Consider the following 25,711-nt stretch of genomic DNA (forward strand, 5'->3'; position numbering starts at 1 on the left):
CTTGGTCCTTTCGTTGGGAACGCCTCAGCCGGAGGCTCTCGTCTCCGGCATTAACCGCTCGCCGCGGTTTGGGCAATGGCTGCGTGCATGATGTCGCTGGCCATCATGAAGTCGTCCAGATCCATATGTTCGTCCGGATTGTGCGAGCCGTTACGGTTGCGCACGAACACCATGGCCGCCGGAATGCCGGCATTGGCGAATACCGACGCGTCATGCCCGGCCCCGCTGGGCATGGCTTCGGCCGGTATCGACAGAGCCTCGGCCTGCGCCAGTAGCCGTTCCTGCAGGATTTTGTCCATGATCGCGGGCTCGGAATACGAATGCGGGCCGAAGTCGAAGACCACACCCCGATCGCGGCCAATGCGCCGGGCCTCGGAGTGCAGCAGATGGTGGAAAGCCTGCAGGGTCTCGGCGCTCTGGCTGCGGACATCGATGCTGAAACTGCATTCGCCCGGAATCCGGGTCATCGCGTGCTGGTCGGGGTTGGTCTGCAGGATGCCCGCCGTCATGACCAGGTCGAGGCCGCGTTCCATCAACGCTGCCCAGTGCTCGTCCATGGTCGACAGCAGATCGGCGACAGCGAGCACCGCATCGTGGCGCAGCCAGCGCGGCACGGCACCGGAATGCCCGGCCTCGCCACGGCAGACCACATTCTGGTGGCGCAGATTGCCGCGAATACCGGTGACGACGCCGGCCGGCAGATTGCGCGCGACCAGTACCGGCCCCTGCTCGATATGCAGTTCGAAAAACGCTGCGACTTCCGCAGGCGTTACCAGCGGTTGCTGGGCCGTCAGCCGATCGGTCTCGATGCCGATATCGGCCATGTGCTGCGCCAGTGTCCGGCCGTCCGTCCGGTGGGGGCGGGCCAGATCCTCCTGGGTCAGTTTGCCCAGGATCGCCATCGAACCGAGATAGCATTGGCCGAACCAGGGGCTTTCCTCGCCCCGCAGAACGATCGTCCGGACCGTCCGTTTCGGGGTTATTCCGTCTTCCTTCATGCGGATTTGCGCCAGAAGCGCGGCGATCACCCCGGCAGTGCCGTCGAAATTGCCGCCCTGGGGGACGCTGTCCAGATGCGATCCGGCCCAAACCGCCGGCGCATCCGGATCGCTGCCGATCAGATCGATCGTCAGATTGGCCGCCGGATCGCGCCCGACGGTCAGCCCGGCTTCACGCGCAGCATCGGCGATGACCTCTATTGCCTCGGTTTCCAGGGCCGAATAGGACGGCCGGGTCGTGCCGATCCCGCCGCCCCCGATCTCTGCCAGCCGGTCAAAAAGCCGGCGCGCGAGTTCGCGTCGCGATACTGCCGTCGACACACCCTCGGATTTTGCCAATGTGGTATCCATCAGACTGCCTCCGCCGGTACCGGCTGTGCCGGAAGGTCGCCCGCCGTCTCGCCGACGGCGCCGACCGCGCCCCTGATATCCATCAACCGTGCCAGTCCCCGCTCCCGGCAGAACGCCTCCAGTCCCTCCAGCACCGTGATCATGGCGGTGGGATGAACGAAGGTGGCGGTTCCGACCTGGATGGCCGAACAACCGGCAACAATGTATTCCAGCGCGTCAGACGCGGTCGAAATGCCGCCGCAACCGATGACGGGAATCGAAACCGCCCGGCTGCACTGATAGGCCATGCGCAACAGGATCGGCTTGACGGCGGGCCCTGAAAAGCCGCCCATGCCGCTGCCAAGCGACGGTCTGAATGTCGTCAGGTCGATGCTCATCCCCAGAATCGTGTTGGCAACGACGACGGCGTCCGCGCCTCCGGCCTCGGCCGCGCGGGCGACACCGGCGATATCGCCGGTGTTTGGCGTCAGCTTCGCCCAGATCGGCAGCGTCGTCGCCTTGCGGATCTCCGTGATGACCTCTTCCGTCAGATCCGGGCGCATGGCAAATGCATGGCCGTCGGCTTCGAGGTTGGGACACGAGATGTTGACTTCGATCGCCTCGACACCGTCGACGCTGACATCCCGGCACAGCGCGGCGAAATCGGCCGTCGTGTTGGCCGAGACGCTGGCGATCAGCGGCGCCTGGATCCGGCGATAGACCGGCACGATGCGATCCAGAAAATCGCCCAGCCCCTTGGACGGGATGCCGATCGAATTCAGCATGCCGCCGCCGGTTTCCGCCACGCGCGGCGTCGGATTGCCGGCACGGAATTCGCGCGTGATGGTCTTGATCACGCAGGCGCCAATGCGGTCGAGGTCGATGACCTGGGCCAGTTCGTCGGAGAATGTGCCCGACGCCGGCATGACCGGATTGGCCAGGGAAAGCGACCCGATGGTCGTCGAGAGATCTACCACGATACCGCCTCCTGCAGATCGAAGACCGGGCCTTCGCAACAGACCCGCCGATGGACGATATCGCCACCGACATTGAAATCGCGCACGCAGCAAAAGCACATGCCCAATCCGCAAGCCATCTGCTGTTCCATGGCCACCTGCCCGAAAATCCCGCGCTCGGCCGCCAGTTTCTGCGCCAGACGCATCAGCCGGTTCGAGCCGCAGGTATAGATGGCGTCCACCGGCGGCACACCGTTGCCCCCGGCGAGCAGGTCGCGCATCAGGGACTCGACGCGGTCGACGGCGCTGGTACCCTCGCTGTCGGTGACGCCGACGACGTCGACACCGTGGGCGGCCATATAGTCGACCGACATCAGGAATTCCGGCTTGCGCGCGCTGAAGATGGCCGTCGCCCTGACATCCGGACGGGCGGCAACCACCTGGGCCAGCGGCGCCAGCGTTGCCAGCCCGACCCCTCGCGCCAGCAGCAGAACATGGCGGATGCCGTCCGGCAGATCGAAGCCGATCCCCAGCGGCCCCAGAATGTTGAAGCCGTCACCCGGCCGCAAGGCGGCCATGGATTCGGTACCCGCGCCGGTGACCTTGTAAAGGAAAGCGACCTCGCCCTTGTCGGGGTCGACGCGATACACGCTCATCGGCCGACGAAAGAACGGAGCCTCGCCGCCGCCGCGCGGACAGAGCAGATGAAAGAACTGGCCGGGCTGTGCGGCGGTGAACACCGGCGGCGCCGACAGCACCAGCATCCGGTATTCGGCATTGACGGCGTCATTGGAGATGACGGCGCATTCCCGTTCGGCGACGGCAAATTGCCGGTCGCTGGCGTTCGGGATTTCCGGTTGCGTCGGCATGAGTGTCATGGCTGGCTCACCGCAAGATCAGGTTCGGCAGGAACATGGACACGTCCGGTACATAGGTAATCAGAACCAGCACGACCAGATTGACTGCCAGAAACGGCCAGACGCCCTGGATCACGGTCAGGACCGGTTTCCCCAGAGTCGACGAGGCCACGAAAATATCGAGCCCGAACGGTGGTGTGATCATGCCGATGCAGATATTCAGGCAAACGATCAGACCGAAATGCACGGGGTCGATGCCGAATGTCGCCGCGACGGGCGCGAGTGCCGGCACCAGGATAAGCAGTGCCGAGTTCGGATCGATGAACATGCCCGCGATCAGCAGGGCGAGATTGACGATCAGCAGGAACATCACCGGCCCGGCATCGATATAGGCCAGGAAGGTGATGATCTCCGCCGGCACTTGCGCCCGGGTAATGAAATAGGACAGCAAGCTGCCGACGGCGAGCAGGATGAATATGACGGCATTCGTCACGGCGCTTCGCTCGGCGATCTTCAGCAGATCGCGCCATGACAGATCGCGGTAAATCACGAACTCGATCAGGATGGCATAAATGACAGCAACGGCTGCCGCTTCGGTCGGCGTGAAGAACCCCGTATAGATACCACCGAGAATGATGATCGGCAGTCCCAGCGCCCACAGCGCCGCCTTCAGCGCGGCGACCGCCTCACCCTTCGGCGGCCGGGCGCCCTTGCCGGCGCCGGTGCGCACGCTTTCCCACATGACCAGCAGCGCAAAGGCCAGACCAAGCACGATACCGACGACCAGGCCGCCGGCGAACAGGCCAATGATCGAGGTTCCCGTCAGCCAGCCATAGATGATCAGCGTTATGCTGGGCGGGATCAGAAGCGCCGTTTCCGCGCTCGACACGATCAGGCCGAGCGAGAACTTTTCGCGATAGCCCGCGCGCATCAATTCGGGATGCATGATGCGGCCAAGTGCTGCCACCGTGGCCGGGGCCGAGCCGGAGACGGATCCGAACGCCATGCAGGCGCCGATGGTCGTGTGCCCCATGCCGCCGGTTCGATGGCCGAACATCGACTTGATCAGCGCGGTCAGCCGCAGGGCGATCTGACCGCTCGCCATCGTTTCGGCGGCGAAGATAAAGAACGGGATCGCCAGCAACGTCGAGTGGTTCACACCACCAACGAGCCGCTGAACGACGATCACGTCGGGCACGGTTCCGAAGAACATGAACTTGGTCAGAAGCGACGGAACGCCCAGCACCAGGAACATCTCGAATCCGAGAAGCAGCAATCCGGCGGCAAGCGCGATGATCAGGCCGATTATCATTCAGCGTCGTCCTAGTGCGAGGGCGTCGGATTGGCGGCCGGACCGGTGGCATCCCGGCCGGTCTCGTCGTCGGGCACATGAGCCCAGCCGTCGGGATGGGCACCCCGGCGGACGAACCGGATCGCAAACCGCAGCGCGAGCAGGGTCATGCCGACCGGGACGACCGCGTACAGCCAGGCCATCGAGATGCCGAGCGTCGGGCTGGTCTGACCCATCCCGGCGACGAACAGCGTGATGTCGAAACTGAGCTTGGCAATATAAAGCGCGAAGACGCAGCCGACGGCGTCTATCAAGCGCCCGACCCAGCGCCGGCCGGTCACGCTGAAGCGCTCGAACACCGAGCCCATGGCGACATGCCGACCCCGCTCCATGGCCGCGCCCAGTGCCAGAAACACCGACCAGACGAGCAAAATGCGCGTCGCCTCGTCGATCCAGGCGAAGGAACTGGAATATTGCGGAAGCAGCGTCCGAACGCCGACATTCGTGCCGTACAGTCCGACCATCACCAGCATGATCGCCGACAGCACCAAAGACTCCACGCGCCGAAGACCGCCGTACAGGCCGGAGACGAAACTCGACATGGGCCGGTTCCTTTTGTTGGGCATCAGGGTGGCGGGCACGGGGGCGGCCCCCTCGTCCGCCACCCTCGCCTTTCGGCCTTATTCGCCGACGATGCGGGCGTACTCTTCCTCGTACAACTCGATCAGGGCTTCACCCTCTTCGCCGGCCTGCTCCAGATAGGCATCGCGGGCCCGCGGATACATGGTCTCGCGCATCCGGGCCTTTTCCTCGTCGGTCAGTTCTTCGACCTCGAGCCCCGCCTCGCGGATGGTTGCCAGCGCCTCTTCCTGTGCCGTTTCCTTCAGTTCCTCGACCTCGGGGGCGACTTCCTCGAAGGCCGCTACGATGATGTCCTGATATTCCGCCGGCAGGCTTTCCCACCAGGCCGGATTGAACAGGATGACATCTTCCATGTGTCCGTGGTCGGAGACGAGCAGATAGTCCTGCACCTCGTAGAACCGCATGGTGGCAATGGTATCGAGCGGGTTTTCCTGGCCCTCGATCACGCCGGTCTGCAAGGCGGTATACAACTCACCGAACGGCAGGGCGACGGCCGACGCGTTCAGCGCGTTGAACTGCTCGATCAGGATGGCGGAGTCCATGACCCGGAACCGCTGGCCCTCGAAATCCTCGATATCAGCAATCGGATTGACCGACGTGAAATGCTTGCGGCCGTTCGGCCAGAGCCCGACGGCATGAAAACCACGCTCGGCGAATGTCTCCAGAACGGCGTCGCCGAATTCGCCCTGGCGCATCTCGCTGGCGTCTTCCAGGTCGGTCGGCAGCAGATAGGGAATGTCCAGGATCGAGACCGCCGGGTTAAAGCCGCCAAGGAATGCGGCCGGGGAAACGGTGCCCTCGATCGTGCCGAGCTGCACACCCTCGTTCATCGCCCGCGCGTCGCCGAGCTGTGATGACGGGTAAAGTTCGAACGCGACCTCGCCGTCGGTACGTTCCTCGACCAGTTCGGCAACCCGCTCAAGGCCCTGGTGGCGTGGCTGGCTGGGTGCCTCCAGATGACCGATCTGCGCAACATAGCTTTGTGCACCCGCAGTTCCGGCAGCGCCGGCGGCGATCGCGGCTGCCACGGTGGCGACGATTATGCTGTGGCGATTCTCGAATTTCATTTTTTCGTGCTCCCATCGGTAACCCGGAACCGCGTCGGCTCCGGGAGAAGTCAGACACTGGCATGTCACAAAGTCAAGATAATTCTCAATTTTGAGACACGGGCTGAATTGCAACGCTTCTGATGAACTCTTGCGGCTTGGTGTGCCCGAAGCCGCCGCCCATGATGCCTACGATAATGTGGATAGACCGTTATCGCGAGAGGCGATGCCGAATTCGCAGATCCGGCGCCAAACGACCCAGCGCGTGTGGACGCCGGATGGCGCTCCCGCGCCTCCGGCGAGGGGATCAGGGGGCGATGCCGCACGATGTGATGCTTTGCGTCTCCGGCGATGGGATCGCAATTGGCGTCATGCGGTTCGTTCGGAGAGCGTTTCCTCGCGCACGCCGCAACGATCGATCAGGCCGCGCAGATAACGGGCGGCTTCCGGCCCCTTCAAGGCGCGGGACCACAGATCGTCGGCGATCCGCTGATGCAGGTCGATGGCTTCCGGCGCCGCCGTGATCAGGGCGACGCCGACGCGGATATTCGGTTGCTCGCCCAAACGAAACGGACTTATCGCCAGCAGCGCGCGGTCGGTCTGGCCGAAGATCTGAAAGCTGGTATTGGGCATGGTATCGAGGACCACGCCGATCTGGACGCCGATGGGCTGTTCCTCCATCAGATGCACGATGTGGTCGGCTTCGCGCAGCGCCATGACGCGTCGCCGGTACCGGGTTTCAGGGTCCATATCCAGCGTGCCGACCAGGCCATTGCGCAGAAACCGCTCGAACTCCGCGCCCGAAATCAGGCTGACGACGGCAGGCCGGCGTTCCCGGTACTGGCGCTTGCGGGCCAGCAGGATCTCCATCAACTCGTCCACCGCGGCGAGCGCCTGGGTCCGGTTGTCGACCTGTTCCGGGATGCCTTCCTTCAGCACCACGCGTAACGTTTCGTCGAACGCATCCGATGTCAGCAGATAGGACACCGGGCCGAACAGAACGATGATGCGCTCGGCATCCGCCTCGATCTGGCGCATCCGCTCGAAAAAGCCGATGGCCGACGGTACATATTCCATGCCGACGCCCAGCAAATTAGGCACCGACACGCCCAGAACGTCGGAAATGCGTTCGAGCGTATCGACCTTGGCGACCTCGCCCTTTTCGTAGCGATAGAGCGCGGCGCGCGAAATGCCGATCTGCTTCGCCAGTTCATCCGCCGAAAGCCCGGCGCCGATGCGAAATGCCTTGAGCCGCTGCCCGATATCCTGAAACCGAATACTCATGCGGCGATGATGGCGATGCGGCCCGAACGCGGCAAGTGGTTTTGCGCCCATCGAAAAGCCACGATCATCCCTCGTCGCTGGATACGATCAGATCCGCCTGCACGGACTCGCGGCCGACGACGCGGGCATTGACCAGATCGTTGCCGCGCGCGCGCTCTTCGGCGGCCCTGGCATCGTGACCGTGGTCACGCCACCGCTTTATCAGGCGATCCAGCAGCACCGGTTCGGGCACCGTCAGCATGATACTCAGATCGAACACGGCGCGGCCCGAAGACCAGGGAGAACGGTCCAGCAACAGGTAATTGCCCTCCACCAGAACGGTGTCGATCTCCGGACCGATCTCGCGCCCCGCTGCCCGCGCCAGGTCGAGCCCCCGATCGAAGACGGGTACATAGACGGCGCCGCGAGGGTTCCTCAGCCGCTGAAGATCGCGAATAAAACCGTCGGCATCGAAGGTTTCCGGTGCGCCTTTTTTCGCCAGCAGCCCATGCGACGTCAGAACCGCGTTGTCGAGATGATAGCCATCCATCGGGACGACGGCGGGCGTCGAACTGCCTGACTCCGCCAGTTCGGCGCAAAGACGGTCGGCGAGGCTTGACTTGCCGCTCGCCGGCGGCCCGGCTATACCGACGACAAAACGGGAGCCAACCGAGCGTTCCTGGCGATTCTTCCACGAGAGAATCGTATTCGCGATCTGCGGCAAGTCCATGGTATCTCCCGGTTGCAGGGGCGGCACCTGGCAACCCGTCCGACGGCGCCGAGCTCCGCGACATCAAAGATAATCGACCACAGGGAGGCACAAATGAGTGCGGATTTCAAATGGGGCATTCTGAGCACGGCCCGAATTGCCCGCAGCAGCTTCATTCCCGGCGTGGAAGCGACCCCCGGACAGCGGGTGGTCGCGGTGGCCTCGCGCAGTGCCGGGCGGGCGGCGGAAATGGCAGAAGCCCACGGCATTCCCAATGCCTGCGAAGGCTATGAGGCGCTACTCGCCGACCCCAACATCGACGCGATCTATAACCCGCTGCCGAACGACCTTCACGTGCCCTGGACGGTCCTGGCCGCAAAAGCCGGCAAGCATGTGCTCTGCGAAAAACCGATCGCGATGACCGCCGCCGAAGCCGAGGAACTGCGCGCCGCGCAGCGCGAAAGCGGCCGGCTGATTGTCGAGGCGTTCATGGTGCACCATCATCCGCAATGGAAAATGGCGCGGCAACTGATCGGCGACGGCCGCATCGGGGCCGTCGGCGCGATCCAGACCGCCTTTACCTATCGTCAGAAAGATCCCGGCGACATCCGCAACCGTCCCGAAACCGGCGGCGGCGGGCTATATGACATCGGATGTTATGCGATCACAACGGCGCGCGCGGTGTTCGGCGCGGAGCCCACCCGTGTCTTCGCCGCCATGGATACCGATCCCGAAATGTGCGTCGACCGGCTGACCAGCGCCATCGTGGAGTTTCCCGGCGGACGGCATCTGACCTTTACCTGTGCCACGCAACTCGCGAAGCGCCAATTCTGCCAGATATTGGGCGAGACCGCCCACATGACGCTGCCCCTGCCGTTCAACCCGCCCCGCGACCATGCGGCCAGCATCATCATCGATGACGGATCGGATCTTACCGGTGCCCGGTCCGACATCATCACCGTTCCCGCCGTCGACCAGTTCGCGCTCGAAGTGCAGTCCTTTGCCCATCGCGCGCGCCTGTGCGACGCCGGCGACGGCGCCGCCGACGCCGATGGAAGCCTGAACGACGACATCGCCAATATGCGCGTCATCGATGCCCTCTTCCGGTCGGGCGCCAGCGGGCAGTGGGAACCCGTCGGCTAAGCGTCCCTATTCGGAATGCACGCCCTGATCCACCGCGTCATGCAGAACGCTGGCGTTGTGGCGCAGCATGTCGATATAGCTCGGCGCTGGGCCGTCGGGGCCCGAAAGCGCGTCGGAGTACAGCGTGCCGCCAACGGCCAGTCCCGCCTCCTCGGCCAGCAGTTCCACCATTCGGGGGCTGGAAACATTCTCGGCCAGGATCGCGGCAACACCCTCGGCGTGGATCAGGTCGACCAGACCGGCCATCTGTGCCGCCGTCGGCTCCGCCTCGGTCGTCAGGCCCGACGGTGACAGGAACGTGATCCCGTATTCCCGGCTGAAATAATCGAATGAGGCGTGCGGCACGATGACGGTGCGCTGCTCTTCCGGCAACGATCCGAGGAGGTCGTCGATTTCCCGGTCCAGCGCGGCCAACTCGCTATCGTAGGCGGCCAGCCGGTCCCGATAGGCCTCGGCGTTGTCCGGGTCGGCGTCGGCCAGCGCATCGGCAATGGTGCGCGCATAGCTTTGGCCGCCGGAAACGCTTTGCCAGACATGCGGATTGTAGTCGCCTCCGGTATCACCCTCGTGGTCATGCCCGTGATCGTCTTCTTCGTGGTCGTCATGACCGTGATCGTCATGACCGTGATGGTCGGCGCCGCCCGTCTCGATCAATTCCGCATCGGCCGATGCCATGACGACCGGACCATCGAAACCGCTGGCATCGATCAACCGACCCATCCAGCCTTCATAACCAAGGCCGTTGATCACCACGAGGTCGGCATTGGCGACGGATTGAGCGTGCGATGGCGACGGCTCAAAAACGTGGCTGTCGCTGTCGGGGCCAACAAGGCTTTCGACCACCACATCGTCACCGCCGACATTGCGGGCGATATCCGCCAGCACCGTGAACGAGGCGACGACGTTCAGCGGCGCGCGTTCCGCTGGCGCCGCCACCGCGGCGCTCGTCAGCAGCGATGTTCCGGCCGCCAGCACGGCCATGCTCAGTGTTCCTGGTGTCATGTGATGCTCCATCCTGTTGATTTGCTTCGCAGCGGACAGACCCTGCCCATTCCCGGGCACGAGCCGTTCTAGCGGTGAACGTCGCGCAGGCTCCGAGTGGAGGTTTGGTCGATGAAAGTTTGGTTTCGGTCCCTAGGCGGCGCTGGAAGCGGTCCGCCATTGTCGTGTGATCAGTCCGCCATACGGACCGATCACGGCTGAGAGCAGGTAAACGACCCCGGCGAACAGCACGATCGCCGGGCCGGTGGGCAGATCCAGATGGAACGACAGGATCAGGCCCGCATAGGCGCTGACAAAGGCGACGCCGGCGGCGACGGCGAACAGGCTCCAGACCTGACGCACCCAGAAACGCGACGCCAGCGCCGGCAGCATCATCAGGCCGACCGCCATCAGGGTACCGAGCGCCTGGAAGGCGGCAACCAGATTGACGACCACCAGTGCCAGAAACAGGACATGGACGACGCCGCCGGCACCCTTGACGGAAAGCAGGAAATTCGGATCGAACGCTTCGGCGACCAGATGGCGATAGAACGTTGCCAGCGCCAGGACTGTCAGACTGGACAGCCCCGCAACGAGGAACAGCGACTCCCGATCAATGGCGAGGATCGTGCCAAACAAAATATGGACAAGATCGACGCTGCTGCCGCCGGTGGAAATCAGCAGCACGCCCAGCGCCAGCGAAATCAGGTAAAAACCGGCAAAGGTCGCGTCTTCGCGCAATGGGGTCAGCCGCGCCATCACACCAGCCAGCACCGCGACGACGACGCCGGTGATCGCCCCGCCCAGCGTCATGGCCGTCAGGCTCAGACCGCCAATCAGGAACCCTATTGCCGCACCGGGCAGCACCGCATGGGCCATCGCGTCGCCGACAAGGCTCATCCGGCGCAGCATCAGCATCACGCCGACCGGCCCGCAGGCCAGCGCCAGGGCAAACCCCGCCACCAGCGCCCGGCGCATAAAGCTGTAATCGTTTATGGGATCGACCAGCAGGCCGGCCAGATCGGTCATACTCCACCCGCGCCGATATGCCCCCGGTCTCCATTGCCCAAGCCCTCGGCACCCACACTCTCAGCACCGAAGGCCGGCATCCGGCGGTCGCTGCTCCGGGGAATGGTCGAGATTGGGCCCAGGATTGACGCGGTCGGCCCCCAGGCCTTGACCGTCCGATCCAGCACCAGGCAATCGGGAAAATAGTGCCGGACCTGCGACTGGTCATGAAGCACGGCAATGACGGTCCGGCCTTCGTCGCGCCAGCCGAGCGTGATTTCCAGCAGGTCGGACACCGTTGCTTCGTCGACCGCGTTGAACGGCTCGTCCAGCAGAATGACGGGTGCGTCCTGAACCATCAGCCGAGCGAAAAAGACGCGCTGCAATTGGCCAACGGAAAGGTCGCCGACGACCCGGCGGGCCAATGAGGCCAGTCCGACGGCCTCCAGCGCCGCATCGACGCGGTCCCGGTCGTCGCGGCTGACGCCCCGCCAGCCGCCGAGACGCGGCCAGAGCCCCAACTGTACGGCGTCCCGTACCGAGATCGGAAAGCTGCTGTCAATGTCGGCGCGCTGCGGCAGATAGGCGATTTGCTGACCATGCAGCCGTATCACGCCGCGTGCCGGACGGATCAACCCGACCAGAGCTTTCGACAGCGTGCTTTTCCCGGCGCCGTTGGGACCGATGACGGCCGTCATCGAGCCCGGTTCGAATGAACCGTCGACACCCTCGACGACTGTCGTACGGCCATAAGCGAGGCAGATGCCCTCGACGTCGACGCTTGCTGTGGCTTTGACCATGAGGACTCCGGAACGAAGCGATCATCCATCGATACGCTCCGAATTGATATGTTACATCATAACATCTGTCAAGCCAGGATCTGGGCTGATCGCCTTCAGCCGGGCCGGCGCTCCCGCCACGCCAGAACCAGGGCGCCGGCGACGATCAGGGCGGCGCCGGCCATGCCGGTCCGCGAGGGAATCACCCCGAAAACGCCCATATCATAGAGCGCGGCGAAGATCAGCGTGGCGTAGAAGAACGGGATGACGAAGCTGGCGTCGCCCCGGCGCATTGCCTGAATGAAGAGCGCCTGAGCCACGACCATGATCACGCCGATGGCCCCCAGCAACAGCCATTGGGTCGGCGACGGCGCGACCCAGAAGAACGAAGCGGCCGCGATCGCCAATCCGCTGCCGATGGCATTGTTGATTGCCAGAATGCGCAGCGGCGGCTCCCCACCGGTCAGCTTCTTGACGAAGATCGCTTCCAGGCCAAGAAATCCGGCCGCCGCCAGCGCCAGCAGCGCCGCAACCTGAAATGCCGCCGTTCCCGGCTGAATCAGCACCAGCGCGCCGATCATGGCGGTAATGACCGCCCCGATCCGCCAGATGCCCACCCGCTCGCGCAGCAGCGGGATCGCCAGCAGCACTGTCACGACGGGGCTGAGGAAGCTAATTGCCGTCGCCTCGGCCAGCGGCATCATCGCGGCGGCGGCGAACATGCAACTGACGCCGCTCCAGCCGGCGACCGATCGCCCGATATGGATCGGCCACGCCGCTCCGCGCAGGCCGGGACGGTAAACGACAAGCAGCGGCACCAGTGCCAGAAACGCGAAGACGAAGCGCCCCGCGCTGACCTGAACCGGGTGAAGCGCCTCGGCCGCGACACCGGCCTGAACGCCGGCATCCCCGAGCGTTTTGGCGATCAGCGTCGTGGCCGCGATGCAGGCGCTGGCCGCTACCATCAACAACACGGCGGCGATCGGTGAGGCCACCGGCATTGTCATTGACGGCGTCCCGGACAAGCGTGTTGCAGTTTGGGCCGAACGGTCAACGGCACGGGTCACGGCTAGGCAAGTGCCCAGTAGACAGCGGCCCAAATGGCGATAAGCAGCACCGCCGCCAGACCCAGTCGTCGGCCAATTCCCCAACCCAGCAGACCGATCCAGCCGCTCGAACGCCTTGCAGCCGAAGACGAAGAATTCGGGGTGTCTGGCGCCTTCATACCAACGGCCTCCGTTGCCAAATGGGCGGAATTTGATATACACACTGAAGTCTACAAAATTTGAGGCCCGGATCACGAACCGTGTCGTGGCTTCCGGAACGCTGAACTCATATCACGTCAACGCCACAAGGGAAGACCGGCTTCATGCTCACCGACACGATCAAGCGCTTCGAGGAGTCCCAGCCGGGAACGACCAGCTTCATGGCCTTTGCGGATGGTTGTCTGGCGACGGCGGAGCAGGATTCCGAAAATGCCGCCGCGCTGATCCTTTTGGCCATGGCAGCGCGGGAGTTCGTCGATCAGGTGCAGGACCAGCCGCTTTCCCTGCCCGAGGCCGAAGCCGGTCGCGACCGGTTGATCGGTCAGGCGCGCAAGGTGGCCGCATCGGCCAATGGAGATGCCGGCGAAAAACTGGCTGTTGCCAACCGCATCGCCCTGGACCAGATCGGCCAGAGTCGTTAGCGGGACTCGCTGATCACGACCAGCCATTCCCTGATCGCTCCCGACGTCGATCGGGAGCCCCGAGCCGGATGAACCCGGTTCGTGTCTCCGATTCCGAGAGCCGCCGCGCGAGGTCCCCACTCAAGGCGGGGACGATCAGGAAGCGGAACGCGGGGGCGCTGAACGGCGTCTTCCGTTGTCACCGGCAAGGCCCGGTCGTTGCTCCGGGCCTGAGTGTCGGCACGACGACGCTGGACTGGATCGGCCGCCCCTTGTCGGCCAGCCGCTCCAGCAGAAAGGCCGCCGCCGTCTTGCCGATGGTCTCGCGATCGATCGATACCGTCGTCAGCACGGGATCGGCCATCTCGCCTTCGCCGATGCCGTCGAAACCGATGACGGACAGGTCTTCCGGCACCCGCGGCCCACCGCTCCGCCGCAATCCTGCCAGCAGTCCCAGCGCCAACAGATCGCCAAAGCAGACGGCGGCCGTGGGCGGTGGATCGATTTCCACAAGTGACGATGCGGCCGCGGCGCCGGCCTCTCTGGTGGCTCTGGCCGCGATGCGTACCGGCGGGGCAACGCCTGCGCGTTCCAGGGTCGCGGTAAAGCCGGCCCACCGCCGCTGAAACGTCGACGTCCTGGTGCCGCCGCCGATCCAGGCGATCCGCCGATGCCCCAGATCAAGAAGGTGACGCGCGGCCAGCATGCCGCCCATCTCGTCGTCATTGACGATATGATCGCATGTCAAACCCGCAAGCGTCCGCGATACCAGGACCACCGGGCGCGATGCGGCGAACCGCCGGAAATCCTCCACCGATGATCCCGCTACCGGACAAACGATCAGACCGTCGGCGTTGTGTTCGGCCAGCGCCCTGAGAAACATTTGCTGGCGCTCCGGCGATTCCGACGTATTGGCGAGAAAAACCATACGGCCAGCCGCCGCCAGACGATCCTCGACCGCGGCAATGACCTCAGCGAAAAACGGGTTCATCAGATCGTTTATGGCAACGCCGATGCTGAGCGACTGGCGGGTGCGTAGCTGGGCGCCGGCCCGGTTGTAAACATAGCCCATCTCATCCAGGGCGGCCCGGACCCGGCGCCGGGTTTCCTCGGCAACCAGCGGATTGTCGCGCATGGCCATGGAGACCGTGGATACGGAAATGCCGAGCCGCTCTGCAACATCGCGCAATGTGATCTTCAAAGCCTGCCCCTCACAGTTCCCGCTTCACGGCTCCATAACCGCTCGTTGCCGCCACTCCGCCGTCCAATATCGCCATTTGAACCGGTTCAAAAAGGCTTGCGCCACCCCGTTTGATAAGACATCGTACCATTCGCAATCATCGGCCCAAAGACGGCCGACGCAAGGTTCAGTGAAATCAACAATCCTTTGGGAGGATCATAAATGACCCGACACATTCTGACAGCCGCCCTGACCGCAGGCATCGCCGCGGGTGCATTCGTTGCCGGTACGGCCAACACGGCCGTGGCACAGGATTGCGACTGGACCCCCGATCGCCCCGTAACGTATATCGTTCCCTGGGGCGCCGGCGGCGGCACGGACGCCAATTCGCGCATGCTGGCCAGCATGCTGGAGGAGCATTTCGGACAGCCGTTCAACGTCGTCAACCGGACTGGCGGCAACGGCGTCGTCGGCCACACGGCGATCGCCAACGCCGAACCCGACGGCCACACCGTCGGCGCCGTGACCGTTGAAATCGCGACGATGCATTGGGCCGGCCTGACCGACCTCGACCACACCGGCATCACACCCATTGCCCTGATCGATATCGTGCCGGCGAGCGTCACGGTTGCCGCCGACAGCGAATTCGAGTCGCTTGAAGACGTTCTCGCCTATGCCGATGAGAACCCAGGCGAATTGACGGCTTCCGGAACGGCGCAGGGCGGCATCTGGCACCTCGCGCTTGCCGGCATGCTGAACGCCGAAGGCATGGATCCGCAGGCGATCCGCTGGATTCCTTCGGACGGTGCCGCATCGGGCATGCAGGAACTGATGGCCGGCGGCGTCGACATGGTGACGGTTGCCCTTTCCGAAGCGCTGGCACAGGTCCAGGCCGGCGAGCTTGAAGCATTGGCCTATATGCACGACGAGCCTATGGGCGCCCTGCCCGACGTGCCGCTGACGGCCGAAGTCCTGGATAGCGGCTGGACCCTGGCTGCCTATATCACGATCAGCGGCCCCGGCGGCATGCCCGAAAACATCGCCTGCTCGTATGCCAATGCGGTTGAGGAAATCACCCAGACCGACGAATGGGCGGAATTCAAGGAAGGCCGCGGCGCGGAAGTCGTGTTCCGGGGCGGCGAAGATCTTCGCACATATATCGAGAACTCTGACGAAAGCCTTGGTGAAACCATGCAGGCGATTGGCCTGGCGCAGTAAGTCAGGGCCGTTCTGCAATCATGAAGGCGAATGATGCCGTTATCGGGGTGATCGTGCTGCTTTTCGGCAGCGCGGTCGCCCTTTACGCCCAGACCTTCCCGATCCTGGCGGGCATGCCCGTAGGGCCGGGGCTGTTCCCGAGCATCATCGGTGGCGGCATGGCGATATGCGGGATTGTCCTGATCGGACGGGCCGTCCTGGACCATCGGCAAGGCAGAGGCGCGCCAATGCTGGTTCTGGCTGACTGGGCGCGCGAGCCGCTGGGATGGTTCCGGGCTGTTGCGGTCCTGGCGTCGCTCCTTTTCTACATTGCCGCCTCGCAATGGTTGGGCTTTCATATCACAGCCGCAATCGTCGTCGGCGGCATGCTGGCCGCCTTCAAGGTGAACCCGATTGCCGTGGTTCCGGCCGGGATCGTGGCGGCTCTGGTCATTCATTACATTTTCTATAGTCTGCTACGAGTGCCGCTGCCCTGGGGCATTCTGCTGCCGATCGCGTGGTAGAGGGGAATCGATGGACGCCTTCATCCAGGCCATCGGCCATATAACCGAGCCTCAGACCCTGCTGGTCATTTTTCTGGCGGCGATCTACGGGCTGCTCGTCGGATCGATCCCGGGACTGACGGCGACCATGTCGGTGGCGCTGCTCGTCCCGGTCACGTTCTTCATGGAACCGGTTCCGGCGATCGCCGCCATCGTGACCACAACCGCAACGGCGATATTCGCCGGCGACATACCCGGTGCCTTGTTGCGGATTCCCGGCACACCGGCCTCGGCCGCCTATGTCGACGAGGCCTACAAGATGACGCGGCGCGGCGAAGGCGGCTATGCCCTTGGCGCCGGTCTGGTCACCTCGGTAATCGGCGGCATCATCGGCACGATCATTCTGATGGCGCTGTCGCCGCAACTGGCACGGGTCGCCATCCAGTTCAGTTCCGTCGAATATTTCTGGCTGGCATGCCTCGGACTGACCTGCGCTGTGCTCATCTCGGGCCCTTCGCCGGTGCGCGGCGCACTGTCACTGCTGATCGGGCTGTTCATTGCCACGGTGGGAATCGACATCGCGGTCGGCTATCCGCGCTTTACCTTTGGATCGGTCGAATTGCTCGACGGTATCAGCTTTATTCCAGCGATGATCGCCATGTTCGCGATCTCGGAAATTCTGCGCAATGCGCTCAAGGGTGATCCCGGCAAAGACGTCGAGCCGCCGCGCGTCGGTCCCCTGTTCACCGGAATGGGCCGGATGCTGCGCCGCTACAAAGTCAACATCCTGCGGTCCAGCCTGCTCGGCAGCGGCCTCGGCACGCTGCCCGGCGCGGGTGCCGATATCGCGGCATGGATCTCTTACACCCTCGGGCGGCGGTTCTCGCGCGAGCCGGAAAAGTACGGCACTGGCCATGTGGAGGGCATCGTCGACGGGGGATCGGCCAACAATGCCGCGGTCGCCGGGGCCTGGACGCCGGCGCTGGTGTTCGGCATTCCCGGCGACACAGTGACGGCGATCGCCATCGGCATCCTGTTCCTGAAGGGGCTAACGCCCGGGCCGCTTGTCTTCACGGAGCAGCCGGACCTCGTCTATTCGGTGTTTCTGGCCTTCATCGTCGCCAATATCATCATGCTGCCGCTCGGATTCATGGTCATTCGAATTTCCGGCATGGTGCTGAGGGTGCCGATGCGCATTCTCATGCCGATGATTCTGATCTTCTGCATCGTCGGCGCCTATGCCGTGAACAACACGCTGTTCGCGGTCTGGATCCTGTTCGGGCTCGGCATCATCGCCTTCCTGATGGAGGAGAACGACATTCCCATTGCGCCGGCGATTCTGGGCATCGTGCTTGGTCCCATGGTCGAGGATCGCTTCATGATCACGGTCATGCGCGGCCAGGGGTCGATCGTGGCCTTTTTCGACCGCCCGGTTTCCGGCGTGCTTGGTGTGCTGACCGTCGCCTTGTGGATCGCGATGATCGTCAAGGGCGTCCGCGGGCGGCGGCGCGAGTTGGGCATAACGCCTTCGGCCTGATCAACTATTTCGTAACCCAGAGAAACATCATGAAACAGAACACCCTCAAAGCGGCCATGAAACGCGGCGAACCCCAGTTCCTGATATGGAACCAGACGGGCAGTCCGGCCCTGGCCGAAGCCGCGGTTGCCGCTGGCTGGCGCTATGTGCTGATCGACACCGAGCACGGTCCTGGCGGGTTCGAGACCACCATCAACACCGTACGCGCGGTCGAGGCGGCCGGGGGCGAAGCGATCGTTCGGGTTCCGGCCAACGATCCAACGGCTTTGAAACGCATCCTGGACGCCGGGGCGCTATCGGTCATGATCCCGATGGTCGAAAGCGGCGCCGACGCGCTGATCGCCGCCCGGTCCTGCCACTACCCGCCCCGGGGCCTGCGCGGCTATGCGCCGCCGATCGCCCGAGCCGCCCGCTATGGCATCGACAGCGATTACATGACCGAAAGCGCCAACGAGATCATGGTCATCGTCCAGATCGAGAGCGTGAGGGCGGTCGAGGCCATCGACGACATCGCCGCCGTCGACGGCATCGACATGCTGTTCATCGGACCCAACGACCTCGCCGGATCGATGGGAAAACTGGAACGGCTGGCCGATCCGGAGTTCGTCAAGGTGATGGAGAACGCCGAAGAGCGCATCACCAGGACCGGCAAATGGATGGGCACGATCCCGATCCCGGGCCGCACGATGACCGACACGGCCAAGCTCGGCCATCGGCTGGTCGCCGGCCCCAGCGACATCGTCCTTTTCATGGCCGGCGCCAAGGCCGCAAAGGCCGAACTCGGCAGCTGAGCCAAAGCAACACGTTACGGCGGTGTCGAGGGGAATCCGGAATTTCGACAGGCTGTAGTGCCAAACACAAGAATGGGGGACGCGTCGCTCATGCTCCGGAAGCCATCCTGCTTCGCCACAGCATCGATCACAGCCACCGCGATGCTGTTCGCTTCGGCAGCCCCGGCTCAGGCTGACGCCCCCATACTTGTGGACGCAGCCGCGGACTTCACCGATATCTCCGGGTATCAACCAATCGATACCGCCGGCTTTTCAGATCCGATCCACGACGGGTTCGAATGGGACGGAACACCGCCTATTACGCCGATGGGCACGATCAGCCCGCAAGTCATGGCGATCCTGGCGGTCGAGGCCCACGAAGAGCCGGTTGAGCGGGCGCGGTACCGGCTGAAGCTCGGTTTGGGCGGCGTTGGTGGCCATCCCCCTGGACGGGTAACCCAGATGACCTTCATCCAGATCGACCGGTTCAATCTGGGGCCGGCCATCCGGGAAGAACTGATCGAAACCCACGGCGCCGAGCATGCGCCGCCCGCTGGCGTGTTCGGCGATGGCCCTCATGTTTCGTATCGGTTCGCCATGTCGCCGGTTCAAGGCACACCGGCCTCGATCAATTCGATTTCCCGCATGGAAATGCCTGACGCCAAAGCCGCCTCGGTGGACTGTTTCGACACCTCGTGCCTGACGACCGATACCGTTATTGAAGATGCCGTTTCCTGGGGCAACGAACGCGATGCCAGCATCGATTTCGATCAGCCCTATGGCGTTCGCCGCGGCGGTGTAATCTCGCCCGCCGCCGCGATGGATATGCTTGCGCTGCAGCAAGGTATCGCATCGATCCATGATGGCCGGCTTTGGCCCGGCCAGGTCGAACCGCGCGAGAGTGTCGGCTTCGCCGAACCGTTCGTCGAAACCATTATCGAGATCAACCTGGGCCAGGACGAGGTCGTCGATGCGGCAATACACGACACGCATTTGATGGACCATATGACCGAAGCCTTCTGGCGGCGCGTCGTTGCCGTATCCATGGGACCGGGTCAGGAGCCGCTATTGGTGACGGCCGAGGTGGCCGAAGCCCGAACGCAGCCCGACATGGCCACCAGCTCTGAGCCGTCAGTCGACGGGCTGACCAGCGCACCGCCCAGAGAGCCGGGCACATCGATCGACGCGATCGTTCCAGCCGAGGCCCTGAACATGCCGGCCTATCGCCCGGACGGCGCGCATATGCCGCCCGTCGCGACCTCTGAACTGGTCGACTGCGGGGCCATTGACCAAAGCACGCCCGGCGGCATCATTGTCTTTCCCAATGACCGGGGACGGAATTGGACCGATGCCGGTATGGGGCCGGTTACGGTCGGCTTCGTCGGCTGCTCGAATACCTTCGAAGCCAACATCCAGTATGAGGCCTATCACGGCGACGACGAGGAACCGACGATCGAGGGCTCCGCCATGGGCGGCGCTTACGGCGACTGGGGAATGTTCGAATTCGAAGAACGTTTCTGGACCGCTGGCGACTGGACCGTCGAGGTCTTCGAATACAACGTCGCCAGCGGCCACCGTCTGGACTACGACAGTGTGACGTTCTCGGTCGATCGATAGATCTGCATCAATACGCTGAACACTCGATCGTCAGGCACGAAGCGGGTGCATCCGGCTCCTGGTCCCCGATCGGTGTCCTATGGGATTCACAAATTGTCGGTGCAGCACCAACTGCACTTGTTAAACCGAAATCCGCTTCCTATCCCCTCCCCGGAGGCGCGAAGCGCCATCCGGGGTCCACACGCGCCGCGAGAGCGTTGGCAGTATGGGCCCCGGCTCGGCGAAGCTTCACTTCGTGCCGCATCGCGTCCGGGGCGGGGGAATTCTTTGGGCGCTGTCCCCTTGTCCATTCGCCAGGAAACGAAAAAGCGCCCAGGACGATCAAGGGAATGGTTGCGCGGTTCCACCCCAACCGTATTCCCGGCCGCAGCGCGGAACGAAGTGACGCGGACTATCCGAACGCCTGAATTCCCGTCTGTGCGCGGCCCAGGATCAGGGCATGAATATCATGCGTGCCTTCATAGGTATTGACGGCTTCGAGATTCATGACATGCCGGATGACGTGGTACTCGTCGGAAATGCCGTTGCCGCCGTGGATGTCGCGGGCAGCGCGGGCGATGTCCAGCGCCTTGCCACAATTGTTCCGCTTCATCAGGCTGATGGCTTCCGGCGCCGCGGCATTCTGGTCCTTCAACTGGCCCAGCCGCAAGGCACCGCTCAGGCCCAGCGTGATCTCCGTCTGCATATCGGCCAGCTTTTTCTGGATCAGCTGGGTCGCCGCCAGGGGCTTGCCGAACATCTGGCGCTCAAGGGCATAATCGCGGGCTGCCATCCAGCAGAATTCCGCCGCACCCATGCTGCCCCACGCAATGCCATAGCGCGCATTGTTCAGGCATCCGAAAGGCCCGCCAAGACCGCTGACATTCGGGAGCAGATGGTCTTCGGGCACGAAGACATCGTCCATGGCGATCTGCCCGGTGATCGACGCCCGCAGCGAGAATTTGCCCTCGATCTTCGGTGCTGTCAGCCCCTCCATGCCTTTTTCCAGGATGAAGCCGCGTATCTTGCCGTCGTCGGTCTTCGCCCAGACCACGAATACGTCAGCAATCGGGGAATTGGTGATCCAGGTCTTGGTGCCGCTGAGCCGGTATCCACCGTCGACGGTTTTGGCGCGCGTTTTCATCGACGCCGGATCCGAACCGGCGTCCGGTTCCGTCAGACCGAAACAGCCGACCCATTCACCGCTGGCAAGCCTGGGCAGAAAATGCTTGCGCTGATCTTCGGTGCCATAGGCAAAGATCGGATGCATGACGAGTGAGGACTGGACCGACATCGCCGAACGATAGCCGCTGTCCACCCGCTCCACCGCGCGGGCGATCAGGCCATAGGACACGTAGCTCATGCCCGACCCGCCATACGCTTCGGGCAGCGTGCAGCCGAGCAGGCCCAGCTCGCCCATTTCGGTCATGATTTCCCGATCGAAGCGTTCGTGGCGATTGGCTTCGAGCACGCGCGGCATAAGCCGGTCGCGGCAGTATCCTTCGGCTGTCTCGCTGACCATCCGCTCTTCTTCCGGCAGCAGATCCGTCAGCTTCAGGGGGTCGGTCCAGTCGAAGGCCGGTCGGGAGTCCTTGGTCATCGTTATCGCTCTCACGTCAGTTATGGCAGCGTCAGCCGCCAGCGTATCATGCCGCACCATACCATCGCTCGGAAGCCGGTTCCACCGGCCCGGACGATCCGCCAAGCGCAGCGGTTCCCCGGATACCATGGAATCGGAAGACAGCGAAATATGCACTTGGGTACGGTTCGGACTTCGGCGCACCCGCGAGAATGGTATCGTACCGACGTCTGTTATTGAACCGGCTGAGCGATCGGCATGCGGAAACGATCCGTCGACCGGTCTCTAATGCAGATAGGCGGCATCGAACTCGGCAATGCCGGACAGCCTGACGGGATCGAGGATCTCGATCTGGCCGGCATCGAAGGTGGCCAGGCCCAGTTCCCGCATTGTCCTTAGAACACGGTTCACATGGACGACCGAGATGCCGAGAATATCGGCCAGATCGTGCTGGTTGAACGGAACGCTGCAGGATTGGCCCCCATCGCCGGGGCCCTTGGATTTCAGACGCCAGGCCAACTCGCAGAACAGCATGGCCATCCGCTCCATCGCCGATTTCCGACCCAGCGCGCCAACCCATGCCTCGAGAATGGCGTTCCGGCGTGCGATCGCCTTGGTCAGCAACATTCGGAAGCCGTCATCGGCCGTCAGTTGGACATCGATATCCGCCACGGTGGCTGCGGCAACTTCGGCGTCTTCCATCGCCATAATGTCGAGACTGGTGCGCCGCGTGAATACGGCTTCGGCATTGATGAAATCGCCAGCCATGTAGATCGACACGACCTGACGACGGCCGTCGGCCATCATATCGAAGCCGAGACAGATCCCGGACCGCACGTAATAGACACGCTTGGGTATGCTCTCCTTCGAGCAAAGGTACGACCGTCGCCGATACCAGCGGGACTGCGCGAAATACGTCTCCAGACCGCCCCGGTCGGTGGGCGAAGCGGACGCGGAAGGTTCGCGGTCGTCAGCGGGTTTCCGCCCCTCCACCGGACCATCGGGGGGGTGCCCGGCAGGTTCGGATTTGTTCTTGTTCATCGTCCCAACATTCACCGCACTCTGACAATCCGCTACACGACTCCCGCCAGGTCCCCGCCTGGGTCCGCTCGGGCGCTCAACGCCAGTCCGCCACAATGGACACGCCACTGCCCGCCTTCAACGTATCCCTGGTTCGATGATCCATTGGATTGACGGCACTTCTCTTACGATCGATCCGCCCTGTCCGATCAGTGCCGATACCATTTCACAACGTCATCGCCGGCTTCATTTTTCTCGAACGGCCGTGGCGCTCCCTTTGTTCCGGCCCGGGCCACGCGTCGCCCGAACGACGCGCCATTTGGCATCCGCTCGAAAGCCGGACAAATGTTCGACAAAACGCATTCGAGATAACCATTTTGTGAGTGAAATCTCGGGCTAGCCGGACTCAACTGGCATCAGAACGCTACAATGTAATTGTCTTGCCCTTATCAAATTAACATATGTTACTCGGAGATACCACCAATTGGCTACAAGTAGACGCTTGTGCAGCTACGAATTTAGCGCCACATTCGGAACTTAAGTGACAGACCATTTGTTACTGTTGCGAACTCACGGGCGCTAGCCGGCGAAATCTGGGTTTACAAACGGAGCTAAGGCTATGCAAGAGGCCGCTAACACACGCACGAAAATGCCTGCACCGAATCCTGATGGAGAAGCACCTGAAGCAATATCGGAACTTCTGGAGATGATCCCGGCGCTTCGCGCATTCGCGAGATCGTTTTGCCGAAGTCCTTATGATGCCGACGACCTTGTACAGGAAACCCTGATGAAGGGCATCGCCAATATTGACAAATTCCAGCCGGGAACAAACATGAAATCCTGGCTGTTCACGATCATGCGCAACACGTTCTATACGGGCATAAAAGTCTATAATCGCGAATGCCCGGGAGCGGCCGACTGCGTATCCAGCAAGCCGTCCAGCCTGCCGTCGCAGGAATGGGGTATTCGCGGCAGCGAGATTACTCAGGCTGTATTCAATCTTCCCTACGAACAGCGGGAAGTCACCATGCTGATCTCGATGCTGGGGATGAGTTATCCCGATGCGGCTGAAATCTGCGATTGCTCGATCGGGACGATCAAGAGTCGGCTCAGCCGCGCACGTCAGAAACTCCTTGAAACGACTGGCGAAAAAAGCCCGACCGATCTGATCAACGGCAAGGATTTCCTTGGCGTTGCCGAGCAACGGGGCGTCCAGTAACCGTCCGCACAGCGCCTGCGCCCTGTTGATCGCCCGACTGTGATCGTCCCCCACACAAATCGGAGACTCCGAGCCGAATGCAGCTGTTTCGCGTAAAATAATCGAGAGTTGCTGCAAGAGGTCCCGGGTCGGCAGCGCGTCACTTTGTGGCCGCGCAACGCCCGGGACGATCAGGGTGAAAAAATCTCCATTTATACCGCAATGCGCCCCGTGACGAACCGATGAAGATCGCAGCCCAACCGGCGCGGGTTTCGTCCGGTCGCCCGCGCTGAGCCTGAATTGTCAGTGAGATTGACGACCGCAAGCATCGCCGCCCATATGCAAGCGCGAGCCGAGACACTCATCCATGATCCTGTTCAACCAATCCAGCAGCGGGACTTCCCACGGCTTGCCCGCCGCCTCGGCGATTGCACGCTCCAGCGTCTGCGCGACCAGATGATCGCCTGTTTCTTCGCCACCGGTCATGACACGCGCAGCAAGGCGCAACCTCGGCAGCAGCAGCATGATTTCTGCCACCGACGCCTCGTGCCTCGGCATCGTGCGGGCATTTCCTTGCCGGCCAACCTGCCGTCGCTGCTGGCCCTTGGCGTCAGTTTCGAGCAGGTCACGGCCCAGCATCGCACCGATCAGCTTTTGCCGGCTGGCCGGCTTGCGCAGAAAATTCAGATGGATGAAGCGCGATGGCAGCTCGAAGTCGTCAGAACCAGTGAAGAATACGAACGGTACGCCCAGTTTGATCAGATCGTCTGCCAGCGGAAACACGGGACAACCGTTCAGATTGACATCCAGAACAGCGGCATCGGCGCGCGACAGATAATTCGCCGCATGCCCCAAAGACGGAGATGGCCCGAGAACATTCGCACCGGCCTCGGCAACATAGCTCGCCAAATCATCAGCCAGCAGGAATTCGTCCTCTACGATCAGGATGTTCAAGCCCTGAAGGTTCCACATCGTTCCCACTTTCAGTCTCGGCGTCTACCGCCGAAAGGCTGGCGCGCCCTGTGGCTAGTGGTAATTCGATTTGTGAACGGGGCGCTCGTTCTCAAATTCCTCACGTCGTTGGTCCAGTGCATCTTGAAGAAGTTCCGCAAGAATCAGAATGCGCTCCGGCACCGGCTCGTACTCAATATCCGTAACCCAGGACTCCCCGGTCTCATTGTCTTTCACCCGAACGTTGCGATCGATAATCGGCGTTCTTCTGGATTTCGACATACTCAGGCTCCTGGCCGGAAGAAATGGCCCGACACCCAAAGGTGCGGTATTGCGTGCTCAATCGGCAACCAACCGGGCCATTCGATTGCATCCCTTTGTCTCAATGTGCCTTTCGAGGCGCTTTTGGTCAACGATACAGTGTTATTTTGGTATGCCGGCGCTCGATTACACCGCCCTTTTGAGTCTGGCTGGGATGCACTATGCTGGATACTGATTGTGCTCGGCATTC

Annotated in this window: 26 protein-coding genes; 8 read left to right on the forward strand and 18 right to left on the reverse strand. The window is 62.9% G+C overall.

From position 1 onward, the window contains the following. Positions 1 to 50: 50 nt before the first annotated feature. The 8 genes from ABZ728_RS05245 to ABZ728_RS05280 all read right to left on the reverse strand — a co-directional run bounded on the left by ABZ728_RS05245 (position 51) and on the right by ABZ728_RS05280 (position 8,113). A complete protein-coding gene (locus ABZ728_RS05245) occupies positions 51 to 1,349 on the reverse strand; it encodes a Zn-dependent hydrolase (RefSeq protein ID WP_366654837.1) in 1,299 nt (432 codons plus the stop codon). Continuing rightward, positions 1,349 to 2,305 (reverse strand): dihydroorotate dehydrogenase, encoded by a 957-nt coding sequence (locus ABZ728_RS05250; protein ID WP_366654839.1) that lies wholly within the window; start codon positions 2,303 to 2,305, stop codon positions 1,349 to 1,351. Before ABZ728_RS05250 ends, ABZ728_RS05245 begins: the two co-directional genes overlap by 1 nt. Beyond that, positions 2,299 to 3,162 carry a dihydroorotate dehydrogenase electron transfer subunit gene (locus ABZ728_RS05255; protein WP_366654840.1) on the reverse strand — a complete coding sequence of 288 codons (864 nt, stop codon included), beginning with the start codon at positions 3,160 to 3,162 and terminating at the stop codon, positions 2,299 to 2,301. Before ABZ728_RS05255 ends, ABZ728_RS05250 begins: the two co-directional genes overlap by 7 nt. A gap of 7 nt (positions 3,163 to 3,169) precedes the next feature. Next, the gene (locus ABZ728_RS05260; RefSeq protein WP_366654842.1) at positions 3,170 to 4,453 is read right to left on the reverse strand and encodes a TRAP transporter large permease; all 1,284 of its coding nucleotides are present in this window, start codon (positions 4,451 to 4,453) and stop codon (positions 3,170 to 3,172) included. Between the two features lie 11 nt (positions 4,454 to 4,464). After that, positions 4,465 to 5,034, reverse strand: a complete 570-nt coding sequence (locus tag ABZ728_RS05265; RefSeq protein WP_366654844.1) for a TRAP transporter small permease — start codon at positions 5,032 to 5,034, stop codon at positions 4,465 to 4,467. A 78-nt stretch (positions 5,035 to 5,112) separates the two neighbouring features. Then, positions 5,113 to 6,141 carry a TRAP transporter substrate-binding protein gene (locus ABZ728_RS05270; protein WP_366654846.1) on the reverse strand — a complete coding sequence of 343 codons (1,029 nt, stop codon included), beginning with the start codon at positions 6,139 to 6,141 and terminating at the stop codon, positions 5,113 to 5,115. A 348-nt stretch (positions 6,142 to 6,489) separates the two neighbouring features. Continuing rightward, on the reverse strand, positions 6,490 to 7,404 hold the full coding sequence (locus ABZ728_RS05275; protein ID WP_366654848.1) for a helix-turn-helix transcriptional regulator: 915 nt from the start codon (positions 7,402 to 7,404) through the stop codon (positions 6,490 to 6,492). Positions 7,405 to 7,468: 64 nt separating this feature from the next. Continuing rightward, positions 7,469 to 8,113: a nucleoside triphosphate hydrolase gene (locus ABZ728_RS05280; protein WP_366654849.1), complete on the reverse strand. Its 645-nt coding sequence runs from the start codon at positions 8,111 to 8,113 to the stop codon at positions 7,469 to 7,471. Between the two features lie 93 nt (positions 8,114 to 8,206). Here ABZ728_RS05280 and ABZ728_RS05285 point away from each other — a divergent pair, with 93 nt between their 5' ends. Then, the gene (locus ABZ728_RS05285) at positions 8,207 to 9,235 is read left to right on the forward strand and encodes a Gfo/Idh/MocA family oxidoreductase (RefSeq protein WP_366654850.1); all 1,029 of its coding nucleotides are present in this window, start codon (positions 8,207 to 8,209) and stop codon (positions 9,233 to 9,235) included. A gap of 6 nt (positions 9,236 to 9,241) precedes the next feature. On the opposite strand, the gene ABZ728_RS05290 is transcribed toward ABZ728_RS05285, so the two are convergent. From ABZ728_RS05290 to ABZ728_RS05310, 5 genes are all read right to left on the reverse strand, one after another. Continuing rightward, a complete protein-coding gene (locus ABZ728_RS05290; RefSeq protein WP_366654852.1) occupies positions 9,242 to 10,237 on the reverse strand; it encodes a metal ABC transporter solute-binding protein, Zn/Mn family in 996 nt (331 codons plus the stop codon). A 132-nt stretch (positions 10,238 to 10,369) separates the two neighbouring features. Continuing rightward, entirely contained in the window at positions 10,370 to 11,245 is an 876-nt protein-coding gene (locus tag ABZ728_RS05295; RefSeq protein ID WP_366654854.1) for a metal ABC transporter permease, read from the reverse strand. Next, a complete protein-coding gene (locus ABZ728_RS05300) occupies positions 11,242 to 12,024 on the reverse strand; it encodes an ABC transporter ATP-binding protein (RefSeq protein WP_366654856.1) in 783 nt (260 codons plus the stop codon). The genes ABZ728_RS05295 and ABZ728_RS05300 overlap by 4 nt, the downstream gene beginning before the upstream one ends. Before the next feature lie 95 nt (positions 12,025 to 12,119). Beyond that, positions 12,120 to 13,010, reverse strand: coding sequence for a DMT family transporter (locus ABZ728_RS05305; RefSeq protein ID WP_366654858.1), 891 nt, complete (start codon positions 13,008 to 13,010; stop codon positions 12,120 to 12,122). A gap of 62 nt (positions 13,011 to 13,072) precedes the next feature. Beyond that, positions 13,073 to 13,228, reverse strand: coding sequence for a hypothetical protein (locus ABZ728_RS05310; protein WP_366654859.1), 156 nt, complete (start codon positions 13,226 to 13,228; stop codon positions 13,073 to 13,075). 144 nt (positions 13,229 to 13,372) lie between these two features. On the opposite strand from ABZ728_RS05310, the gene ABZ728_RS05315 reads away from it, so the two are divergent. Next, positions 13,373 to 13,690, forward strand: a complete 318-nt coding sequence (locus ABZ728_RS05315) for a hypothetical protein (RefSeq protein ID WP_366654860.1) — start codon at positions 13,373 to 13,375, stop codon at positions 13,688 to 13,690. 178 nt (positions 13,691 to 13,868) lie between these two features. Here ABZ728_RS05315 and ABZ728_RS05320 read toward each other — a convergent pair whose 3' ends face one another. Further along, positions 13,869 to 14,870 (reverse strand): LacI family DNA-binding transcriptional regulator, encoded by a 1,002-nt coding sequence (locus tag ABZ728_RS05320; RefSeq protein ID WP_366654861.1) that lies wholly within the window; start codon positions 14,868 to 14,870, stop codon positions 13,869 to 13,871. Between the two features lie 201 nt (positions 14,871 to 15,071). On the opposite strand from ABZ728_RS05320, the gene ABZ728_RS05325 reads away from it, so the two are divergent. The 5 genes from ABZ728_RS05325 (at position 15,072) to ABZ728_RS05345 (ending at position 20,473) form a co-directional block, all read left to right on the forward strand. Then, on the forward strand, positions 15,072 to 16,067 hold the full coding sequence (locus ABZ728_RS05325; RefSeq protein ID WP_366654862.1) for a tripartite tricarboxylate transporter substrate binding protein: 996 nt from the start codon (positions 15,072 to 15,074) through the stop codon (positions 16,065 to 16,067). A gap of 20 nt (positions 16,068 to 16,087) precedes the next feature. Next, on the forward strand, positions 16,088 to 16,570 hold the full coding sequence (locus tag ABZ728_RS05330) for a tripartite tricarboxylate transporter TctB family protein (protein ID WP_366654864.1): 483 nt from the start codon (positions 16,088 to 16,090) through the stop codon (positions 16,568 to 16,570). 10 nt (positions 16,571 to 16,580) lie between these two features. Beyond that, complete coding sequence (locus ABZ728_RS05335; protein ID WP_366654866.1) at positions 16,581 to 18,086, forward strand: tripartite tricarboxylate transporter permease; 1,506 nt, start codon at positions 16,581 to 16,583, stop codon at positions 18,084 to 18,086. 29 nt (positions 18,087 to 18,115) lie between these two features. Next, positions 18,116 to 18,877, forward strand: a complete 762-nt coding sequence (locus tag ABZ728_RS05340) for an aldolase/citrate lyase family protein (protein ID WP_366654868.1) — start codon at positions 18,116 to 18,118, stop codon at positions 18,875 to 18,877. Positions 18,878 to 18,967: 90 nt separating this feature from the next. Then, positions 18,968 to 20,473, forward strand: coding sequence for a hypothetical protein (locus tag ABZ728_RS05345; RefSeq protein WP_366654869.1), 1,506 nt, complete (start codon positions 18,968 to 18,970; stop codon positions 20,471 to 20,473). 391 nt (positions 20,474 to 20,864) lie between these two features. Here the strand turns inward: ABZ728_RS05345 and ABZ728_RS05350 are convergent, their stop codons facing one another. Together ABZ728_RS05350 and ABZ728_RS05355 are read right to left on the reverse strand one after the other, a co-directional pair. Then, positions 20,865 to 22,052: an acyl-CoA dehydrogenase gene (locus tag ABZ728_RS05350; protein ID WP_366654870.1), complete on the reverse strand. Its 1,188-nt coding sequence runs from the start codon at positions 22,050 to 22,052 to the stop codon at positions 20,865 to 20,867. Positions 22,053 to 22,316: 264 nt separating this feature from the next. Next, a complete protein-coding gene (locus tag ABZ728_RS05355; protein ID WP_366654872.1) occupies positions 22,317 to 23,072 on the reverse strand; it encodes a Crp/Fnr family transcriptional regulator in 756 nt (251 codons plus the stop codon). A gap of 628 nt (positions 23,073 to 23,700) precedes the next feature. On the opposite strand from ABZ728_RS05355, the gene ABZ728_RS05360 reads away from it, so the two are divergent. Further along, complete coding sequence (locus tag ABZ728_RS05360; protein ID WP_366654874.1) at positions 23,701 to 24,270, forward strand: sigma-70 family RNA polymerase sigma factor; 570 nt, start codon at positions 23,701 to 23,703, stop codon at positions 24,268 to 24,270. Positions 24,271 to 24,552: 282 nt separating this feature from the next. On the opposite strand, the gene ABZ728_RS05365 is transcribed toward ABZ728_RS05360, so the two are convergent. Further along, a complete protein-coding gene (locus tag ABZ728_RS05365; protein ID WP_366654875.1) occupies positions 24,553 to 25,230 on the reverse strand; it encodes a hypothetical protein in 678 nt (225 codons plus the stop codon). 45 nt (positions 25,231 to 25,275) lie between these two features. Beyond that, positions 25,276 to 25,482 (reverse strand): hypothetical protein, encoded by a 207-nt coding sequence (locus tag ABZ728_RS05370; protein WP_366654876.1) that lies wholly within the window; start codon positions 25,480 to 25,482, stop codon positions 25,276 to 25,278. Positions 25,483 to 25,711: the final 229 nt, after the last annotated feature.

The organism is Fodinicurvata sp. EGI_FJ10296 (genome assembly GCF_040712075.1).
In the GTDB taxonomy this organism is placed as follows: Bacteria; Pseudomonadota; Alphaproteobacteria; order DSM-16000; family Inquilinaceae; genus JBFCVL01.

Excerpts from the sequence above, each read along its gene's own strand:
- ABZ728_RS05245 (WP_366654837.1), bottom strand. The coding sequence starts at position 1,349 with ATGGATACCACATTGGCAAAATCCGAGGGTGTGTCGACGGCAGTATCG.
- ABZ728_RS05255 (WP_366654840.1), bottom strand. The coding sequence starts at position 3,162 with ATGACACTCATGCCGACGCAACCGGAAATCCCGAACGCCAGCGACCGG.
- ABZ728_RS05260 (WP_366654842.1), bottom strand. The coding sequence starts at position 4,453 with ATGATAATCGGCCTGATCATCGCGCTTGCCGCCGGATTGCTGCTTCTC.
- ABZ728_RS05265 (WP_366654844.1), bottom strand. The coding sequence starts at position 5,034 with ATGTCGAGTTTCGTCTCCGGCCTGTACGGCGGTCTTCGGCGCGTGGAG.
- ABZ728_RS05270 (WP_366654846.1), bottom strand. The coding sequence starts at position 6,141 with ATGAAATTCGAGAATCGCCACAGCATAATCGTCGCCACCGTGGCAGCC.
- ABZ728_RS05275 (WP_366654848.1), bottom strand. The coding sequence starts at position 7,404 with ATGAGTATTCGGTTTCAGGATATCGGGCAGCGGCTCAAGGCATTTCGC.
- ABZ728_RS05280 (WP_366654849.1), bottom strand. The coding sequence starts at position 8,113 with ATGGACTTGCCGCAGATCGCGAATACGATTCTCTCGTGGAAGAATCGC.
- ABZ728_RS05285 (WP_366654850.1), top strand. The coding sequence starts at position 8,207 with ATGAGTGCGGATTTCAAATGGGGCATTCTGAGCACGGCCCGAATTGCC.
- ABZ728_RS05290 (WP_366654852.1), bottom strand. The coding sequence starts at position 10,237 with ATGACACCAGGAACACTGAGCATGGCCGTGCTGGCGGCCGGAACATCG.
- ABZ728_RS05295 (WP_366654854.1), bottom strand. The coding sequence starts at position 11,245 with ATGACCGATCTGGCCGGCCTGCTGGTCGATCCCATAAACGATTACAGC.
- ABZ728_RS05300 (WP_366654856.1), bottom strand. The coding sequence starts at position 12,024 with ATGGTCAAAGCCACAGCAAGCGTCGACGTCGAGGGCATCTGCCTCGCT.
- ABZ728_RS05305 (WP_366654858.1), bottom strand. The coding sequence starts at position 13,010 with ATGACAATGCCGGTGGCCTCACCGATCGCCGCCGTGTTGTTGATGGTA.
- ABZ728_RS05310 (WP_366654859.1), bottom strand. The coding sequence starts at position 13,228 with ATGAAGGCGCCAGACACCCCGAATTCTTCGTCTTCGGCTGCAAGGCGT.
- ABZ728_RS05315 (WP_366654860.1), top strand. The coding sequence starts at position 13,373 with ATGCTCACCGACACGATCAAGCGCTTCGAGGAGTCCCAGCCGGGAACG.
- ABZ728_RS05325 (WP_366654862.1), top strand. The coding sequence starts at position 15,072 with ATGACCCGACACATTCTGACAGCCGCCCTGACCGCAGGCATCGCCGCG.
- ABZ728_RS05330 (WP_366654864.1), top strand. The coding sequence starts at position 16,088 with ATGAAGGCGAATGATGCCGTTATCGGGGTGATCGTGCTGCTTTTCGGC.
- ABZ728_RS05335 (WP_366654866.1), top strand. The coding sequence starts at position 16,581 with ATGGACGCCTTCATCCAGGCCATCGGCCATATAACCGAGCCTCAGACC.
- ABZ728_RS05340 (WP_366654868.1), top strand. The coding sequence starts at position 18,116 with ATGAAACAGAACACCCTCAAAGCGGCCATGAAACGCGGCGAACCCCAG.
- ABZ728_RS05345 (WP_366654869.1), top strand. The coding sequence starts at position 18,968 with ATGCTCCGGAAGCCATCCTGCTTCGCCACAGCATCGATCACAGCCACC.
- ABZ728_RS05350 (WP_366654870.1), bottom strand. The coding sequence starts at position 22,052 with ATGACCAAGGACTCCCGACCGGCCTTCGACTGGACCGACCCCCTGAAG.
- ABZ728_RS05355 (WP_366654872.1), bottom strand. The coding sequence starts at position 23,072 with ATGAACAAGAACAAATCCGAACCTGCCGGGCACCCCCCCGATGGTCCG.
- ABZ728_RS05360 (WP_366654874.1), top strand. The coding sequence starts at position 23,701 with ATGCCTGCACCGAATCCTGATGGAGAAGCACCTGAAGCAATATCGGAA.
- ABZ728_RS05370 (WP_366654876.1), bottom strand. The coding sequence starts at position 25,482 with ATGTCGAAATCCAGAAGAACGCCGATTATCGATCGCAACGTTCGGGTG.